Consider the following 17966-nt stretch of genomic DNA (forward strand, 5'->3'; position numbering starts at 1 on the left):
CCTGTGCAGCTTTTTAGTGGGTCAATACAGAACAAAGCATAGCGCCTTTTATCTATACAATCATCCGGGATGCGACAAGTAAGCGAAGTGGGTGAGCATATCCGCGGAAAAGTGGGAATCAACATTGCATCAGGAATATTTACTAACGCATGTGCAATTAGAATCAGTTACGCATTAAATAATTCAGGACCCCCAGTATCAAGAGGCGTTTGGGCGACATCTTCAGGAAAAGATGGGAAATGGTATCTATATCGCGCCAATGATCTAGTCCCTTATTTAACTAAGAAATTTGGCAGCCCAGACATCACTGTGGAATCACCAAAATCTTCGGATTTTTCTGGCAAAAAGGGAATTATTGTTTTCAGAGTGAATCAGTGGAGTGACGTAACAGGACATGCAACATGTATGGAATGGCACGTCTTGCGCGGATGCATGTTATTTTCCAGAGTCTAGAGAACCTCTCATAACCCCTAAAAACGCGAATTCATCGCTTGTAACTCATTGATTTAGTTGATGCGAATTTTTCGAGACTGAGGTTTTGAGAGATTCCCTCTAGTGAGGCATTTCTATGGGTACTCAATTAATTGTTGCTGCATCTCTTTTTGCTCTACCACTCTTCTTTAATACAGCCCATGCAAGCGAAAGTGCTGCAGCTGAAAACCTGAAAAATTTTGCCCTCAGCCACTGCCTGTATCAGGCATTCCCAAACTCCCAAGCAGGCGAAGAAGCCAAAGCTGCGGCAGGGGGATACGTGGAGACAGGCACGTTGGACGCAGACGCGTATGCAGAGGCGGCAGAATTAGCCAGGCAATTCTTGGCCAAAAAGTACGCCAGCAAATCAGGCAATGCAAGCTTAGCTGTGATGAAATGCATTGATTTATCGCAAAGCACAGAATTGAATGCCGTCGCGACACGGTATATACAAGCGAGGTAGGGTGGGCAGGACTCCTGCCCACGCGGAAAAACCATATAAAAACAAGCCGCGCCCTACACTAAAAATGCTTTTGCAACGCCGCAGTTCTAAGCGTCATCTGGTGTGGGAAGCAAAGCTGCGGCCCCCTACGAATCCGATGAAATTCTTGCCTGCATTTCAACATTTTTCAATTCAAACTCAATACCGCCAATGTATTTGGACAATAGGTTGTATATCCAGAAGCTGATGGCTGTGAAGATGTAGCCAATAATTAGATGCACAACGGGATAAAAAATCAGCGAAAACGCAAAAAATCTCGGCGGCTCATTGGTCAATGAGCTCGAATAATACGTCATGGGCACCATAAAAACAAGCGACCATAAAGCCGAGAAAATGGCAAACAATTTGGCATTCTGACGAATAGACAATCGTTGAACTCTGACTTTCATTGTGCGAGCACCTCCCTGCTCAACCTTTCAAAATTTAGATCGAACCGAAGACTTATTTTGAAGCACAACGTGATTGAGAGGTTTTATTACTTGTCAATTCATCGACACCAAAATGTAAACCTTGGATAATTAGCGAGATATGCTGGACAGGTCTCCTGCTCAAGCAGAAAACCCATATAAAAAAGCCGCGCCCTGCTCTAACAAATCGCTTGCAAGGCTGCATTTTTAAACTCCCGCTGAGGTTGATGCTTGAGCTGGCTGACCTGTGAAATAAGCTGGGTCAACGCACAATGGCTCAAGCAGCTGAGTCCGATGGACTTAGATCAACGCCAAACTGGAACTTGCCAATTCCCTTGTAAAACAGGGCCAATCCACTCAGCGCAGCATCGGCAAGGACGTCAGTATCGACAGCACCGTGGCGTTGATGATGTCGACGAAGAACGCGCCAACCAGTGGAATGACAAGAAACGCCTTGTGCGAGGCGCCGTACTTGGACGTAATGGCCTGCATGTTCGCCACCGCCGTGGGTGTAGCGCCCATGCCAAAGCCGCAATGCCCGGCTGCCACCACTGCCGCATCGTAGTCTTTGCCCATCGCTCGGAATGTCACGACGCTTGCAAACACCACCAGCACGATGGTTTGCACCGCCAGTATGGCCAGCAAAGGAACCGCCAGATCCACCAGCTCCCACAGCTTGAGCGACAGCAACGCCATCGCCAGAAACAGTGACAGCGCCACGTTGCCTATCACGTCCACACAACGGTCGAACACATTGAAGTTGAACAGTGGCGTGATCAAATTGCGCACCACAACCCCTGTCCCCAGTGCCCATACAAAGGTCGGGATCGTCACTGGTGCATCAGGAAAATGGGTGGTGACGAAGTTGGAAATATAGGAAGAAACAGCCAGACACACGGCAAACAGGCTGAGCGTCTCCAGCGCAGTCTGCGCAGTAATCAGGCGCAGGCGACCTGGCAGCTCGAACTGCAGCGCCGCTTCATCCAGGTAACCATCGTCGTTGACCTTCGGCTCAATGCCGGTTGCATCCAAGGCTTGCTTGTCGGCAGTGGCGCCGTAGGAGGCATTGTTGGTGCTAGTGAGCTTGTGCTTGCTGATCAGTCGGCGCGCGACCGGCCCGCCAATCAGCCCACCGATCACCAGTCCAAAGGTGGCACAGGCAATGCCCAGCGTGGTGGCACCTGTCACCCCCAGCTCTTCCAGTCTGGGGCCCCAGCCGGCGGCGGTGCCATGGCCTCCGGTCAGCGTGATGGATCCCGTCACCAGTCCGGTCAAGGGTGGCATGCCAAACAGGGTGGCCATGGTGATGCCGGTGATGTTTTGCACCACGATGAACAGACCAACCACCAAGGTCAAAATAACCAGCGGCTTGCCACCCGCCTTGAGCTTGCTGAAATCCGCCCCCAGTCCAATGGAGGAGAAAAACATCAACATCATTGCCGTCTGCAAGCTGCCGTTAATGCTGACAACAAAACCGAACGCTGCATGGGCAATGGTCAGTAGCAACGCCGCCACCAGACCACCAACCACCGGCTCGGGAATGTTGAAGTCATTAAGGAACTTGATTCTGTGCACCAGCAACCTACCCACGATCAGCACCACTGTCGCAGCAATCAAGGTGTAATTTCCATCAAGGTCTAAAGCTTGCATGCTTACTCCAATTTATTCTTCAGCCAAGCATATACGCGGCGTTGTGTCCTAGAACCTGTCAGCGTCAAACCTTAATAATGAATTCAGATTTCGTGGCGAATTCAAGACATTTGCCATCCCCATAGCAGGCCCTACTTTCTGTTAGGTGTGGATGCATACGTTCCTGCGTGCGTCACCGCACGTTTGATGCGCGACACAGGCCACATTTTCGTTCTGCAGCTCCAAGCTGACGCTTTGGCATTATCCATGTTTGAAAACCGCAACCAAGGAGCCACTCCATACCCAAGGCAATTTTGGCCACCCCGACACTGGCCTTTTGGAGCAGTTCTGCGTTTGCAGAAACCGCCAACTACAACCGGACAGCCAGCGCTACGTTGCCTGCCTGAGTAATGCAAGTACCACAGTTGCTCATGCAAAGCGGCATTGACCAAGAGTTCACAAGCCGTGCAAGGCCTCTGGATTCGATTCCGTGATGCCAATGGCCAATTCCATGCAGACAAAGACAGCGGCAGCATCGCGTCAATCAACGCCGCATCGGGCATGTTGCAAATGCCCATACAGCGCGCACAAGAGCTTGAAAACTCGGCGCAGCCATAAACCGCTGCGCTCTGCAAATACCGCCGCGCTCCACTACACGCCGTTTAACAAGGTCGGTTCATATGGCGCTCGCGCTTATAGGATTGATTTTCCTCATTGAGAAGCAATTCAGAAATTGTCAATAAAGAAAAGCCGTTAAGAATCAAAAACAAAGACCAGGGCTTACCCTCCACACCAATCCCAGTGATTGACAGAAAACCCATATTTCTAAGACATGTCGCTCATTCCTGTTGCGAGCCGTTTTATGAAATATGTCGCATTAGTAGCCGCAGCCTTGCTGGTACTGACTGGCTGCATCGAAATTGATGACGTTGACCAACCAACCGTGGGCACAGTCAATGAAACCTTTGACGTCGAGCTGAAAGTGTCTTCAGACCGAGGCACATGCAGATTCAGTGATCGCTTGGCAGAAGTCGCGTTGACGATTCCAATAGGATGGGAGATTGGCAACTGCAGCTTTGTCGCAGGCAGCTCCTCAGTGCCTCAGGTCTGCCATACCACGGCAAGCCGTCAAAATAATGAACTCAATCTGCTCCCGCATGCGCCAGGCTACCAATGCCCTGCGCTGAGCTCGATCATCGATACGTCCGAATATCCAGTCACAGCGGGCGTTATACATTTCACCATCACCCCACGATCTGCTGGCGATTTTTCCATCACCTATATCGGCTCTGCCCATGCGTATTCACTAATCTCGGACACCAAAAGCTGGTTTACGGGCGGTAACTCTGAAAACAACGCGATTGCTATCGCTCCGGCTCAAGCCCCAATACCAAGCGCGGCCCCTGTGCCGACCATCGGCGCGTTCGGTCTGGGAGCGCGCGCCACGAATGAGCAAGCAGCCCCAGCAGCCCATTGCGCAATTGCCCTTTGGCAACCCGATCGGTGAATGGTGCAGCCTTACGGAAACTCAGCAGCCCTATCACTTCTTGGTGTAGGCTTCAGACGCACCACGCTGCAAAGCACGCAGGTACGCTGGGCGTGCATGGATGCGCTGTAAGAAGTCCACCAAATGGGGCCAGCGGGCATCCAGGCCTGCACGTGAGGCGGCGGCTTCGAGCGGAAAACTCATTTGAATATCGGCCCCCGAAAATTCATTGCCCGCAAACCACGCACTTTTGCCCAGTTCTGCCTCCATATACGCCAACTGGTTGTCGATATTGGGCTGCACCAACATGCGTTTGAGCTTGTGCGCGATCGCCTTGGCGACTGGTTTGGCGAAAAATGGCATGGGGCTGGTCTGTACCTTGTCGAACACCAGCTTCATCAAGAGCGGCGGCATCGCCGAGCCTTCGGCAAAGTGCAACCAGTAGGTGTAGCGCAACTTTTCTGGCGTGCCGCTGGCGGGCACCAAGCGGCCATTGCCGTATCGCTCAAGCAGGTATTCAATGATCGCGCCCGATTCGGCAATCGTGTATTGACCATCGGTAATCACTGGCGATTTGCCCAAAGGGTGTACGGCCTTCAATGAGGCAGGTGCCAGCATGGTTCTGGGGTCTCGCTGGTAATGCTGGACTTCGTATTGCAGACCCAGCTCTTCCAGCAGCCACAGCACGCGCTGCGAGCGCGAATGGTTCAGATGGTGCACAACAATCATCATGGGTTCCCTCTGCGATAGCCTTGGCTATCCGCATCTACAACAAGCATCCCTACCTGCCAATACCGGCTCTCTGATTGAGTGTAGCGCTGGATCGCATCATACGTCTGCATGCCGGCGTTGTGCTCAATCGGCTTTGGCTGCATCGGCTTTATCGTCCTCGGTTTTCTCCATATACAGCGTCTGACTTGGAAAGGCAAAATCGGCGCCGTGCTGGTGCACGATGTCGATGATGTCCAGGTAAATATCCTGCTGCGCTTCGAGCCACTTGGCCCAATTGGTCGTTTTGGTAAAGCAATAGACCATGATGTTGAGCGAAGAGTCGGCAAAAGCATTGAAGTACACCAACGTGGTCTGCGTCTGGTCAATGTCGGAACGCTGGGCCAGCATCTGGCGGATGTCCGTGACAATGGCCCGCACTTTGCCCGCATCTTCGTAGCGCAGACCAATCTCGGCGTTGATACGGCGGTTGGTCATGCGGCCAGGGTTTTCTATGCTGATGGATGAAAACAGCGCATTGGGAACAAACAGGGGCCGGTTGTCAAAAGTCGTGATTTTGGTCAGGCGCCAGCCAATTTCTTCAACTGTGCCTTCAATTTGGCGGTCAGGTGAGCGTATCCAGTCGCCAATGTTGAACTGGCGGTCAAAATACAGCATCGTGCCTGAGAAGACGTTGCTGAGTATGTCCTTGCTGGCCATGCCAATGGCCAGACCACCAATACCACCAAAAGCGAGCAGGCCTGACACGCTGAGCCCAAAGTGCTCGCCAAACAGCAGCACCAGAACCATGAATACGCCAAACTTCATCATGCGCGAGACGATGCGGGCCGATGTAGGATCATGCCCTTTGCTGATTTGGGCGCGCTGCAGCCGGTTGATCAGCAGCGACATTTTCTGCATCAGAACGCCCATGCTCAGCGCCACCGCAACCAGATTGACAAAGCCGCTAGTGATCCAGCTCAGGTGGTAGTCGTCAATCGCTTCGAGCGAAAAGTAACGCGCAATCCCAATCGCAGCCAGAAAAAACAGGCACTGAATACCGTGGACGGTGATGCTTTTGGACCAGTTGCGATGGCGCCGCTCAGCCAAGGTCACGCAGGCCGCCAGGGCCAACACCACGAGCAGCAGCGCGAGCCCGTACAGGTACTTGAGCGAATCATCGTATTGCGGCAATTTTTTTCCTTATCGGCCATCTGGCTCTCGCGTATTGAAACGGAAGCAAAGCAAGCCATGCATGTACAAACTGCTTTGTACCATGCGCTGGGCACCACCAATGCCACACGGCAGACGAACCATAGGGCCGCCGGCCCTCAAACGCAGGCCCCATGGCTGACTAGCTGGGCGAGCCCACGCATTCAAACCAAACGTCACGGCAATGGGCCACAACAGAAAAAACACGGGCATTTAGAGTGCCGTACTTCGCCATAAGCAGCGACAATAGCCTCTTTGATTCTTGTAGTGCTCTCCCCCATGTCCTTTTCTGCCCTTGGCCTCGGCCCAGCGTTGGTTAATGCAGCCGCCTCTCAAGGTTTGTTTGCGCCCACACCCGTTCAATCCCAGGCCATTGCAGCCATTGTCGGCGGGCAAGACGTGCATGTTTGCGCGCCCACTGGCTCGGGTAAAACCGCCGCCTATGTGCTGCCACTGCTGCAAGCGTGGCTAGCGCACGATGCCGCCAAAGGCCCACGCACGACGCAAACGCTGATCCTGGTGCCCACGCGTGAACTGGCAGCCCAGGTGGCCGAGCTGATTTACTTGCTAGGCCAAGCGATGGACCGCAGGCCCAAGGTGGGTGTGCTGACCGGTGGCGTTTCGATCAACCCGCAGCTGATGGCTTTGCGTGGTGGCGTGGACTGGGTGCTGGCCACGCCTGGGCGCTTGCTGGATGTGGTGGAAAACAGCAAGCTGCAGCTCCAGGACATCCAAACTGTGGTGATGGACGAGGCCGACCGCTTGATGGACTTGGGCTTTGCCGATGAGTTGGAGCAAATCCTCGCCCTGCTACCCGCCAAAGCACAGCGCCAAACACTGCTGCTGTCAGCGACCTTTGCGCCAGCCGTGCAGGCCTTGGTGCCGCAATTGCTGCGCGCACCGCACGCCAGCGTTGCGGTAGAAAACACCCACCAGCAAGACGCGACCATTGAGCAGCGTGCCATTTATGTCGATACCGACAAACGCACCAGCGTGCTGCGTGACTTCATCAAGCAGCACCCGGATCAGCGCATTCTGGTCTTTGTCGCCAGCCGCTACGGCGCAGAGCACCTGGCCGACAAGCTGTATGCCAAAAAGATTTTTGCCACGGCATTGCATGGTGAGCTGAGCCAAGGCGCACGCCAGACGGTGCTGCAAGAGTTTAAGAACAAGCAATGGCAGGTGCTGATCGCCACCGATCTGGCCTCGCGCGGCATCCATATCGACGAGCTGCCCCTGGTTGTCAACTACGACTTGCCTCGCTCGCCCGACGATTACACCCACCGCGTCGGCCGCACCGGCCGTGCGGGCCTGAGCGGCATGGCGATCAGCCTGGTCACGCCAATCACCGAGGCGCATTGGAATCTGATTGTCAAACGCAACAAGCTCGACATTGCGCTGGAGACATTGCCAGCCTACCCTGTCACAGAGCAAGCGCCCGAGCGCGGCGCACATGAAGATGGCAACAACGGCGGCATCAAAGGCAAGCGCATGAGCAAAAAAGACAAACTGCGCGCAGCGCAGCGCGGCAACGAGTAAAGCGCATTGCGGCGTTGCCCGTTGTGCTCATTGCTCATGCAAACCATGGGCGGCAACAGGCGTCTTGCACTGCCATTTTTGTGCCTTGCACAACTGCCCTTAGATTGTGAACAGGCTTTCTGGCCAACGCGCGACCTGACACCCTCAACGCCAGCCTCGTCAACTTGCTCCGATGCGGCAACAACTGCCGCTGTGCCTGGTTTTTTCTGCCGCTGACGCTTGAAATTCAAGTCCGGCTTTCAGAGCCACACTCGCTCCGCAAGGACGCGCATCTGGGACAAGCCTGAGTCCGCTACTCACGGCCTTGGCAGCGCTTGTCAGGACTGGCACTAACCCAACTGCGCTGGATTCAGTTGCCAAACCGCATAGTTCAACGCCATTGCAAAACTCACCCATGCGAGATACGGCAGCAGCAACGCCCCGGCCAATGGCCGCACGTGCCAGAAGCCCAGCACCGTGGCCACGATCAGCATCCATAGCAGCACAATGTCGGCGAATGCCCAAGCGCCCATGTGCCAGGCGAAAAAGAGCCAACTCCACAGCATATTGAGCGCCAGCTGAGCAAGAAAAATCGCCAGCGCCGTGCGATGGGCACGAAATCCGCCCTCACGCCACACCAGCCAAGCAGCTATCGCCATCATCACATACAGCACACTCCACACGGGGCCAAAAACGGCTTCCGGTGGTGCCCATGTTGGCTGCGTCAGTTGGCCATAAAAATCCTTGGCATCGATGGAGGCAAAAGCCCCAATTGCTGCAACGGCAAAGCCCAGCAGCAACCAGGCTATCAGTCCAAGGACTTGTTGCTTTCTTGTGTAGACTGCCATCTGTATCTCCATGTATGGGTCAAAGCGTGAAGCACCGAGCCTGCAGAAACGGCCAAGTCGCGCCAATCGAAACAAATGCGGATAAAGTCAATATACTCTGACTTGACCGTGCGTTACACCACCAGCGAGCAGCCAGCAACAGACTCCATTCGACGCAAGGCCACACGCCGCCATTGAATCACAGGCCAGCAACCAAAGACACTCACCGCTTATGAATGTACGCATGACCAAGATCGTGGCAGCCATCGCCGGCCTCTTTCTGGTCGCTATTGATATCTGGATCTACCTGAGTCGTACGCAAGACATGGCAGCGATCAACGGCGCACGACTCGTAGCTGCCATGGCGTTTCAGGCCGTGGGCGTCACTGGCATCACCGCTTTGGTACAGCCCAATCACGCCCCATTGCGGCGTTTTTTGCTAGACACAAACCCCACTTTTCCTTGGGCGATGGCATTGGGCGGCGTCGTGTTCGGGATTGGCCTGGCTGTCGGCGCACTGCACTATGGCGATTGTTCGCGCTGGGATTTCAAACGCGGCGTGCTGTGCACCGCTTAATCGACAAAGACAAGCACGGCCCAACCCAATAAGTTGCGCTCAAATGCCTGTCCGCAATAAGCAGCGGCCAGTCTGGGCATGGTCTTGCCCAAACCGACCGTTTCAAGCGCTTGCACAGACCTCAATGTCCAGTCATTGCTACTTGTGCTGAGAGTCTGTCAGCCAATCTTCACTTAGCGTTAGCGCGAGGATCGGCAATCACCCGTGCGGGACTGCCGTAGAGAACAATCACAGCGTCAGCCTCAGTGAATCTTGGCTCAATTCCTTGCACCACTGTGAGCAGATTGCCTGTTTCAGTAGCAATCACATACTCCATACCGCGTGCTGCCCCGGCAGAGCCTTCAATGGCTGAGCCGACCAATGCGCCAGCCACTGCCTGGCTATGGAGCTACAACAACGAAAGACCGAGCATGGCTCTGGGGGGCATGACCCCAATACAAAAAATAGCAAGAAAACAGTCAAACCTCTCTACTAATGCTTACTGCTAAAAATGGGGGATTACCACTTCGCTCAAAAAACCATCATAAAAATCCTTGAGCAGGCGATGCCGTTGTTTGGCTAATGCAGCTCCGTGGCCAGTGCGAAAGTTCTCACTGAGCTTCAGCAGCTTGCTTGGAAAATGGTCTAGTGCAAAGGCCTTGTCTTGCAGCTCACGCTGCACGGCTTTGGGGTCAGCCACATCATAGAGTTGCGACTGCATGCGCCCTGCCGTATAAAAGCAACGCGCCACGCCAATCAGCCCAATCGCATCGAGCCTGTCGGCATCTTGCACAATGCAAGCCTCCTGCGTTTGCGGCGCAATGCCTGCGGAGAAGCTGTGGGCCTCAATCGCATGAGCGACCAAGGCACAGCGGTCTTTGCACCAGCCCAGCCCCGTCAAAATGGCAGTCGCACGCTCTGCCGCCAAGTGTGATGCCTGGCTCCTAAGCGGCGAGCTTTTCTCCACCGCCACGCAGTCATGCAAAATCACTGCTGCCACAAGCACTTCTAAGTCTGCGCCTTCTACCTCGGCAATTCTTTTTGCATTCATCCAAACGCGTGCAATATGGGCCAGGTCGTGTGCGCCGTCTGTGGACTTGGCATCGATGGCCCACGGCAGTAATTGAGCTGCAAGCGCCTCGTACCCAACAAATTGCTGGGAGAAACCTTGCACGGCATCGGACGTGGGGTGTGGTTGGGTGTTTGAGTCTGCTTGAATCATCCGATAATTATGCAAAAGTTGCTGATTGCAAGCAGCGCCCCCCAATCAGAACGAAACCATGTCCATCGAATGCTCTGTATACATCGCCACCAGTGTGGACGGCTTTATTGCCCAATTAGACGGCGGCATTGACTGGCTTGCGCGGCCAGAATATGCGGCTTCTCCCATCCAAGGCCTCAGCTACGAGGCCTTCATCGCCACGGTCGATGCGATTGTGATGGGCAAAAACACCTTCAACAAGGTACTGACTTTTGATGCCTGGCCTTACGAGAATATTCCCGTAGTTGTGCTCTCCAGCGCAGTACTGGACATTCCTGCGCAGCTCCAAGGCAAGGTACAGCATGCTAATGGCACGCCCGCCAGCATTGCCAAGCAATTGGCCGACCAAGGCCTGCGCCATCTGTATATTGATGGCGGCGTGACCATCCAGCGTTTTTTACAAGCGGGGTTGATTGATACGCTCACCATTACCCGCATTCCTGTTTTGCTGGGCTCGGGCATTCCGCTGTTTAACACAGCGCCCTCGCAGCAGCACTTGCAGCTGATCGAGGTCCACGCGTCTGACAACGGTTTTGTCCAAGAGCGCTACCGCGTTGAGCGCAACACAGCAACGGATTAACGGCCAATCCAGCCGCTAGAGCCAACAGGGACTGCACATGCGACGCTTGCCCCGGCAAGTCCTCGTGACAGCATACGGATGCGATTGGCCAAGGTACGCTCTCCACTTCCCTCCACGCCGCTCGGCGGCTATTGTGGCGCTAGCTCAGCAGGGCTAAAACCCAAGACTACAGCCGTGACTTCAAGGAACGCGACAATGTCCAGCCAATTCAAGCACATGTCCTCTCCGGTCGGCCAACTCACGCTGGTCGGGCGCGATGGCAAACTCAGGGCCATTTTGTGGGCACATGAGCGTGCCAACCGTGTGCGTCTGGGCGAACTGCACGAAGCCAGTGACAGTCCGGTGCTAGTTGAGACTGAGCGCCAGTTGCAGGAGTACTTTGCCGGGCACCGCAGCCAGTTCACGCTGGAGCTGGACTTCACTGGCACAGACTTTCAAAGGCAAGTCTGGCAAGCGCTGCTGACGATACCCTTCGGCCAAACACGCAGCTATGGCCAGATCGCCGAGCAAATCGGCCGCCCGAACGCCGTCAGAGCCGTTGGCGCGGCCAATGGTCGCAACCCGATCTCAATCGTCGCACCTTGTCACCGTGTGATTGGCGCATCGGGCGCGTTAACTGGTTTTGCCGGAGGGCTCGAAGTCAAGCAGTACCTGCTGAGCCTGGAAAATCGTGGGCAGGCTCGGATGGATTTCTAAAAACCTGTGCACTTTACCGCTGCGTGTGTGCAAGCCTGGCGGTCAGTGCAACCACACAAATGGTTCAGGGGAAATTCAGTCAACCGCTGGGACATACAACTTTACCTATGCCCTGCATTGCCGCTACGTGCTCGATACATTGCCAGCGCAGAATACACCCTGTGCAGACAACACAGCCTGTGTTGGTCGCACTCTTCAAAGGAAATTCACCATGACTTTATCCACATCACTGCGTATTCTTGTAACCACTTCTGCATTGGCTTTGAGCGCCTTGGCTATGCAAGCACAAGCCCATGACGGCAAAGGTGCAGAGCAACACCAGCGTGGCAGCGGTGAGCACGCTGAGCAACTGGTTGCCAATCTGAACCTGACTCCCGCACAGCAACAAGCCTGGGAGCAGTACCAGGCGGTGGTCCAATCCACCCAGCATGAGCGCGGCACACATGGCGACAAACAAAACCTGAGCGATGCGCAAAAGGCAGAGAAACGCCAGCTCGGCCAAGAGCACAAGCAGGCCAAACAAGAGGCAAAAGATGCATTTCTTGCTCAGTTGAGCCAAGAGCAGCAAGACCTCTTCCATGCACAGGGTCATGAGTCGAAATCCAAGCGTGGTGGCCAAAAACACGCAGGCTAATACCCAGTCTCAGTTGCTTAATTAATTGATTACATACTTAATTAATTGATTACTTAATTGATAAATTCATTGATTAATGTATTAATTTATCTATTACTTCAACCATTCAATAATTTGGAATTCACAAGCTTTCACACAGCCTGCCCTTTGTAGATGCAAGCATTCTAAGGCCCGACCAACATCGCGGCCTGTGCCCAGCAGGCACCAACTGCCTGCTGGGCAAAGAATGCGCATTGGCACCTTGTCTGATCCCAAAAGTGTAAATTGCTGCGCCAGGCTAACCGAGCTTAGACGGCAAGTTACACAGATCAGACGGGGTGCTTTTTTATATTCTCGATTGCATCGCCACAGATGCACGCATACGGGCCAATGGGCGCCAGCGGCGGCAGTTAGCTGTCAGCTGTCGGCTGGATTGCTAATACAAGCTATATACAACTTTACGTGGCAGCAGCATCGCCGCTACCAGCGCGACACATGTGCAGCGCAGAATTTCCCTCGTGCAAGCAACACACTGTGTGTTGCTCACGTGCTTAAAAGGAAACCCATCATGACCCTCTCCTCATCGCTGCGTATGTTGGTGGCCACTACTGCTTTGGCTTGCACGGCCCTGATCGCCCAAGCCCAACCACAAGCAACAGATGCGCGCGCCCAAAGCCCACGCCCCACTGCCGAGAGTTTGGCTGATCTCAAAAGCAAACTGAACCTGTCTGCTGACCAAGAAAGTGCTTGGGCCCAGTACGAAGAAGTAGCCAAGCCGCCAGCCAATGCCCCAAAAGAGCCCCGTAGCGGCGAAAGACCTGCTCCGACTGAAGAGCAAAAAGCCAAAATCGCCCAAAAACGTGAAGAAGCCAGACAAGCTCGCGAAGAGGCCAGAATCACTTTACGCGGCCATCTGAATGCCGAGCAGCAAAAAATTCTTGACGAAGAAACCAGCCGACCAGCCAGCCCACGCGGCGATAAACCTGCGGCCCATTAAAGTCCCATCGACAAAACTTCAGCCCAATCCAATGGCAAGCGTACCCAGGTACGCTTGCCTTTGCGCATTGGCGACACACCAATCAAGCCAAGCGCCGTCAAACTGGTCACCAGCACCATGCCCGTGCACGCCAGTTCACGCTGACAAATCAGGTCAACATGCGCAAAGACCTGATGGAACACAAATCGAGGCGCCATGACTCAAGAGAGGCCTCAGGCTCTGAAGCAATTCCTGGCGGTGCTTGCCAACAGCAGCAAAGAAGCGCTGACCCAACCGGTGGGTGCAATAGTCGCTCTCAAAACCAAAGACGTCTGGCTAATTCCGATCTGGCAGTCAAATGCCATAACCTGGCGATTAATACCGCGATCAATCCCCCTGACACTTGAATGGAGCGCTGGCCCAGTACGCCCCAAGCGTTTGAACACCATGGATGGGCAAGCCTCCAACATATCCCCCCAAACCGCCTCCGCGGCTTACGGGGAGGCGGTTTGGGATATGTAGCGACAACAGCAAGATCGACCCCCGCGCATCGGCCACCGGCTGCCTATAAAATGCCCAAACAAAAGCCCCAACACGATGTTTGGTGCTTTTTGCTGAACACGGCCCTACAGCGTCACCGCTTCAATGCCCTGGCCTTGCAAGCATAAAAAAAGCGTCCACAAGGGACGCTTTTTTTCAGCCAGCGATCTACCAACTAGCGCAAATGCCTACGACAACCACTTACTCGGCGCTGGCTTGCATCATCAGCGGTGCCACTTCAAACTTCATGCGCGTGGCCTCAGCCAGCGCGTCAAAGCGCTGTTTGGTGGCTTTGGCAATTGGCGCTGCGGCCACGCTTTCGCGGGCAATGATTTGGGGGTCTTTGAATTCGCCATTGACGCGGAATTCAAAATGCAAATGCGGCCCTGTTGACATGCCGGTGGAGCCCACCGCACCGATGACCTGGCCTTGCGAGACGCGTTCGCCGGTTTTGACATCGCGGCGGCTCATGTGCGCATACACCGTGACTTTGTTGCCGCCATGGTCGATATAAACGACGTTGCCATAGCTATTGCTCCAGCCCGACTCTTTGACCACGCCATCACCAACCGTGCGAATAGGCGTACCCGTTGTCGCTGCATAATCAATGCCGTTGTGGTTGCGCCAGGTTTTCTTGATCGGGTGGAAGCGACTGCCAAAGTTGCTGGACACACGCGAGAATTCCAGCGGCGTAGCCAAGAACGCACGGCGCAGGTTCGAGCCATCGAGCGCGTAATACGCACCCTTGTCGCCTTCATTCTCTTGGAACCACAGCGCTTGGAAAGGCTTGCCTTTATTGACAAATTCAGCGCTCAATACTCGGCCGCTGCGCAGTGGCTCACCATCGGCCTCTAGCGCTTCATACACCACGGTAAAGGTATCGCCTTTGCGCAAATCCTTGTGGAAGTTGACGCTGGCCGAGAACATTTCAGCCAGTTGAATGGCGACGGGGTCTGGCAGGTTGGCTGCATCGGCAGCAGCAAACAACGAACTTTGGATCACGCCATGGGCCAGGCGACTTGTGCGCGTGAGATCGCCTTGGTCCAAGACAGCTTCAAAGCCATCGTCCGTCTCGCTTTGTTTGACTGTCAAGCGCTGGAACTTGCCGCTGTCATCGGTGACCCAACGCACGGTCAAACGCTCTAGCTCAAAATTGTTATTGACCTCGGCTGTGACAAAGCGGCCATGGCGGCCCCACAAGTTTTGGTTGACCAAGGCATTGCGGCGTAAAAAGGCCGAAGCACTTGGGTCACTCACACCCAGGCGCTCCAACAAGCTCTCAGCGGTATCGTTGGCTTGCAAGCGCTCGCTGCGATAGAGCAAGAAATTTTGCTGACCCACCAGGCTTGATAGATTTTGTCCTGCCACCAGCGATGAGACATCACTGGCGACCATGCGCTGGGTGATCTCTTCTGCACTGCCAGCTTGCATATTCGCGACAGCAAATGCGCCACCACCGCCCAACATGAAAATGCCGCATACAAAGGCCATCAATTTGTGCGCGGTGGAGAACTTGCTCGGGCGGGCAGATTGCTCGGCTTGCAATGACGCGATCAAATCGGAGCTCTTTTGGGGTTCAGACTGATTGGAATTCAAGGGAATATCCTGGCACAAATAACCTGTCATCAGCACAGCTATGCACGCAATTGGCAATGCATCTACAAAGCAATCAACTAATTAACACGGCGTATTGAAAAAGACGCCATGGTAACGCCTGAACCAGCCCCCATCCATCAAAGATGAAACAATACACAGTCAACTATTTACAAAAGTACTGCGTTGATAGGGGTTATGCTGCGGCGGTGAGACAGGTCAAATAATTCAAAAAAAAGTCCGCAAAGCTCATCAGAAGCCTTAGCTTCCATACAATAAGCCCGCTAAAACAATGGCAGTATAGTCATATTTGGCTGTTTGCCAAATACTTCAGCACTTTGGAACACTTTATGCCTGATACCACGACCACATCCCCCCCCATTGACCCAGCCTTAGAAGAGGCGATGGCGATCAGCCTGCGCGGTGTGGAAGAACTTTTGCCGCGCGAGGAATGGCTGAAAAAACTGCAGCGCTCAAAAGCCACCGGAGTGCCCCTGCGCATCAAGCTGGGCCTGGACCCTACGGCACCCGACATCCACTTGGGCCACACTGTCGTGCTCAACAAAATGCGCCAGCTTCAAGACCTGGGCCACCAGGTGATTTTCCTGATTGGTGACTTCACCAGTCTGATCGGCGACCCGTCGGGCCGCAACTCCACGCGCCCTCCGCTGACGCCTGAACAAATCAAGCACAACGCCCAGACCTATTACCAGCAAGCCTCCCTGGTGCTGGATCCAAGCAAAACTGAAATTCGCTATAACAGCGAGTGGTGCAGCAGCCTGGGTTCAACCGGCATGATCCAGTTGGCGGCCAAATACAACGTAGCGCGCATGATGGAGCGTGACGACTTTCACAAACGGTTTCATGGTGGCCAGTCGATCAGCATCCATGAATTCCTCTACCCGCTGCTACAAGGCTATGACTCGGTTGCGCTCAAGGCAGACATGGAGTTGGGCGGCACCGACCAGAAATTCAACCTGTTGATGGGCCGCCATTTGCAGCAAGAATACGAGCAAGAGCCGCAATGCGTCTTGACCATGCCTTTGCTGGTGGGTCTGGATGGAGTGGACAAGATGTCCAAATCCAAGAATAACTACATTGGCATTACCGAAGATGCCAATGTGATGTTTGCCAAGACCCTGTCGATCTCTGATGAGCTGATGTGGAACTGGTATACCTTGTTGTCATTCCGCTCGCTGCAAGAGATTGCCGATCTGAAGGAGCAAGTTGCACAAGGGCGCAACCCCAAAGAAGTGAAAGTGCTGCTGGCCAAAGAAATCACCACGCGCTTTCACTCCGCAGCAGCAGCCGAGGCGGCCGAGCAAGACTTCAACAACCGCAGCAAGGGCGGCGTGCCCGATGAAATCCCTGAAGTCACGCTGGACGGCGCGCCACTGGGCATTGGCAATTTGCTCAAGTCGGCAGGCCTCACAGCCTCAACCGGTGAAGCCAACCGCCTGATCGATGGCGGCGGCGTGCGCGTCGATGGTGCAGTCATCAGCGACCGGGGTCTGAAGCTGGACGCAGGCGTCTACGTCGTGCAAGTGGGCAAACGCAAATTTGCCCGTGTGACATTGCAAGCTTAAAACCAGCTCTGCGCAGCATGGTCTGCGCATGCATCCAAGCCAAAAGCCTGAACCCTGCGTTCAGGCTTTTTTGCTTGTTCGTCCTCGCTAGTGCAGGCATGTGCCAATGATGCAAGGCTGACTGTGAAGAGCCTGTTCATCACAGTACAGGCCACACCGGAGCCCCAAAGCGCATGACAGCGTTGCCCGTGCTGCCTCTTTTTTGCACTTGGTGCGACGGCGTGCAGATGTTGAACAGGCTCTAAAACCTGTTGACGTACTTAGGCCTCTTGCGGCGCAGGCTCCAGCAATTCCAAGTACTCGGCATAACGCTGGCTGTTACGCACATAGTGGTCTGCGTTGCCTTGCAGGTGCTGCACCATCTCTTCGCTCAACTCACGCTTGAGCACCGCCGGTGCTCCGACAATCAGGCTGCGGTCGGGAAACACCTTGCCCTCGGTCACTACCGCGCCAGCGCCAACCAGGCAATTCTTGCCAATCACCGCGCCATTCAAGACCACGGCACCAATGCCAATCAGCGAGCCATCGCCTACCGTGCAGCCATGCACCGTGGCCTGGTGACCCACCGTGACGCTCTGACCAATCACCAATGGAAAGCCGGGATCAGAATGCAAGACCGCACCGTCCTGGATGTTGCTGTGCGCGCCAATGTGCATGGGTTCATTGTCGGCGCGCACGACGGCGTTGAACCAGACACTGACGCCCTGCTCCAGCGTGACTTGCCCGACGACCTGCGCGCCCGGTGCGATGAATACGTCCTCCGCGCACTGGGGGGCGGCACCATTGAGTTTCCAAACAGGCATAG

At 54.5% G+C, this 17966-nt stretch carries 19 protein-coding genes and 1 pseudogene; 11 read left to right on the top strand and 9 right to left on the bottom strand.

All coding sequences use genetic code 11. The features are described 5' to 3' along the window. Positions 1-69 precede the first annotated feature (69 nt). Together E8K88_RS18610 and E8K88_RS11290 are read left to right on the top strand one after the other, a co-directional pair. Positions 70-453 carry a type VI secretion system amidase effector protein Tae4 gene (locus E8K88_RS18610; RefSeq protein ID WP_205880074.1) on the top strand — a complete coding sequence of 128 codons (384 nt, stop codon included), beginning with the start codon at positions 70-72 and terminating at the stop codon, positions 451-453. 115 nt (positions 454-568) lie between these two features. After that, entirely contained in the window at positions 569-934 is a 366-nt protein-coding gene (locus E8K88_RS11290; protein WP_136406779.1) for a T6SS amidase immunity protein Tai4 family protein, read from the top strand. Positions 935-1737: 803 nt separating this feature from the next. On the opposite strand, the gene gltS is transcribed toward E8K88_RS11290, so the two are convergent. After that, positions 1738-3030: a sodium/glutamate symporter gene (gltS, locus tag E8K88_RS11295; protein ID WP_136406780.1), complete on the bottom strand. Its 1293-nt coding sequence runs from the start codon at positions 3028-3030 to the stop codon at positions 1738-1740. Positions 3031-3453: 423 nt separating this feature from the next. Here gltS and E8K88_RS18030 point away from each other — a divergent pair, with 423 nt between their 5' ends. Continuing rightward, positions 3454-3627, top strand: coding sequence for a lysozyme inhibitor LprI family protein (locus E8K88_RS18030; protein WP_168797312.1), 174 nt, complete (start codon positions 3454-3456; stop codon positions 3625-3627). A gap of 244 nt (positions 3628-3871) precedes the next feature. Beyond that, positions 3872-4516 carry a hypothetical protein gene (locus E8K88_RS11300; protein ID WP_136406781.1) on the top strand — a complete coding sequence of 215 codons (645 nt, stop codon included), beginning with the start codon at positions 3872-3874 and terminating at the stop codon, positions 4514-4516. Between the two features lie 33 nt (positions 4517-4549). Here the strand turns inward: E8K88_RS11300 and E8K88_RS11305 are convergent, their stop codons facing one another. Then, entirely contained in the window at positions 4550-5224 is a 675-nt protein-coding gene (locus E8K88_RS11305; RefSeq protein WP_136406868.1) for a glutathione S-transferase, read from the bottom strand. 126 nt (positions 5225-5350) lie between these two features. Next, complete coding sequence (locus E8K88_RS11310) at positions 5351-6397, bottom strand: mechanosensitive ion channel family protein (RefSeq protein WP_276606669.1); 1047 nt, start codon at positions 6395-6397, stop codon at positions 5351-5353. A 297-nt stretch (positions 6398-6694) separates the two neighbouring features. Between E8K88_RS11310 and E8K88_RS11315 the strand changes: the two genes are divergently transcribed. Further along, positions 6695-7954 carry a DEAD/DEAH box helicase gene (locus E8K88_RS11315; protein ID WP_136406782.1) on the top strand — a complete coding sequence of 420 codons (1260 nt, stop codon included), beginning with the start codon at positions 6695-6697 and terminating at the stop codon, positions 7952-7954. Between the two features lie 329 nt (positions 7955-8283). On the opposite strand, the gene E8K88_RS11320 is transcribed toward E8K88_RS11315, so the two are convergent. Beyond that, positions 8284-8781: a TspO/MBR family protein gene (locus tag E8K88_RS11320; protein WP_136406783.1), complete on the bottom strand. Its 498-nt coding sequence runs from the start codon at positions 8779-8781 to the stop codon at positions 8284-8286. A 223-nt stretch (positions 8782-9004) separates the two neighbouring features. Between E8K88_RS11320 and E8K88_RS11325 the strand changes: the two genes are divergently transcribed. Continuing rightward, entirely contained in the window at positions 9005-9337 is a 333-nt protein-coding gene (locus E8K88_RS11325) for a hypothetical protein (RefSeq protein WP_136406784.1), read from the top strand. Between the two features lie 169 nt (positions 9338-9506). On the opposite strand, the gene E8K88_RS11330 is transcribed toward E8K88_RS11325, so the two are convergent. Both E8K88_RS11330 and E8K88_RS11335 read right to left on the bottom strand, forming a co-directional pair. Further along, positions 9507-9710 (bottom strand): hypothetical protein, encoded by a 204-nt coding sequence (locus tag E8K88_RS11330; protein WP_136406785.1) that lies wholly within the window; start codon positions 9708-9710, stop codon positions 9507-9509. A gap of 111 nt (positions 9711-9821) precedes the next feature. Continuing rightward, positions 9822-10538, bottom strand: coding sequence for an HD domain-containing protein (locus E8K88_RS11335; RefSeq protein ID WP_136406786.1), 717 nt, complete (start codon positions 10536-10538; stop codon positions 9822-9824). Positions 10539-10596: 58 nt separating this feature from the next. On the opposite strand from E8K88_RS11335, the gene E8K88_RS11340 reads away from it, so the two are divergent. From E8K88_RS11340 to E8K88_RS18035, 4 genes and pseudogenes are all read left to right on the top strand, one after another. Further along, on the top strand, positions 10597-11157 hold the full coding sequence (locus E8K88_RS11340) for a dihydrofolate reductase family protein (RefSeq protein WP_136406787.1): 561 nt from the start codon (positions 10597-10599) through the stop codon (positions 11155-11157). Between the two features lie 195 nt (positions 11158-11352). Next, positions 11353-11847 (top strand): annotated as a pseudogene (locus E8K88_RS11345) (methylated-DNA--[protein]-cysteine S-methyltransferase); the annotation flags it as partial. A gap of 217 nt (positions 11848-12064) precedes the next feature. Beyond that, the gene (locus E8K88_RS11350) at positions 12065-12487 is read left to right on the top strand and encodes a Spy/CpxP family protein refolding chaperone (RefSeq protein ID WP_136406789.1); all 423 of its coding nucleotides are present in this window, start codon (positions 12065-12067) and stop codon (positions 12485-12487) included. Positions 12488-13034: 547 nt separating this feature from the next. Next, complete coding sequence (locus tag E8K88_RS18035) at positions 13035-13463, top strand: Spy/CpxP family protein refolding chaperone (protein ID WP_168797313.1); 429 nt, start codon at positions 13035-13037, stop codon at positions 13461-13463. On the opposite strand, the gene E8K88_RS11360 is transcribed toward E8K88_RS18035, so the two are convergent. Then, positions 13460-13660 (bottom strand): hypothetical protein, encoded by a 201-nt coding sequence (locus tag E8K88_RS11360; RefSeq protein ID WP_136406791.1) that lies wholly within the window; start codon positions 13658-13660, stop codon positions 13460-13462. The genes E8K88_RS18035 and E8K88_RS11360 overlap by 4 nt on opposite strands. A gap of 523 nt (positions 13661-14183) precedes the next feature. Beyond that, the gene (locus E8K88_RS11365) at positions 14184-15578 is read right to left on the bottom strand and encodes a M23 family metallopeptidase (protein ID WP_240754482.1); all 1395 of its coding nucleotides are present in this window, start codon (positions 15576-15578) and stop codon (positions 14184-14186) included. Between the two features lie 347 nt (positions 15579-15925). On the opposite strand from E8K88_RS11365, the gene tyrS reads away from it, so the two are divergent. After that, positions 15926-17161 carry a tyrosine--tRNA ligase gene (tyrS, locus tag E8K88_RS11370; protein ID WP_136406793.1) on the top strand — a complete coding sequence of 412 codons (1236 nt, stop codon included), beginning with the start codon at positions 15926-15928 and terminating at the stop codon, positions 17159-17161. A 260-nt stretch (positions 17162-17421) separates the two neighbouring features. Here the strand turns inward: tyrS and E8K88_RS11375 are convergent, their stop codons facing one another. After that, entirely contained in the window at positions 17422-17964 is a 543-nt protein-coding gene (locus E8K88_RS11375; RefSeq protein WP_136406794.1) for a gamma carbonic anhydrase family protein, read from the bottom strand. Positions 17965-17966: the final 2 nt, after the last annotated feature.

This window comes from Lampropedia aestuarii, from assembly GCF_004803635.1.
In the GTDB taxonomy this organism is placed as follows: domain Bacteria; phylum Pseudomonadota; class Gammaproteobacteria; order Burkholderiales; family Burkholderiaceae_C; genus Lampropedia; species Lampropedia aestuarii.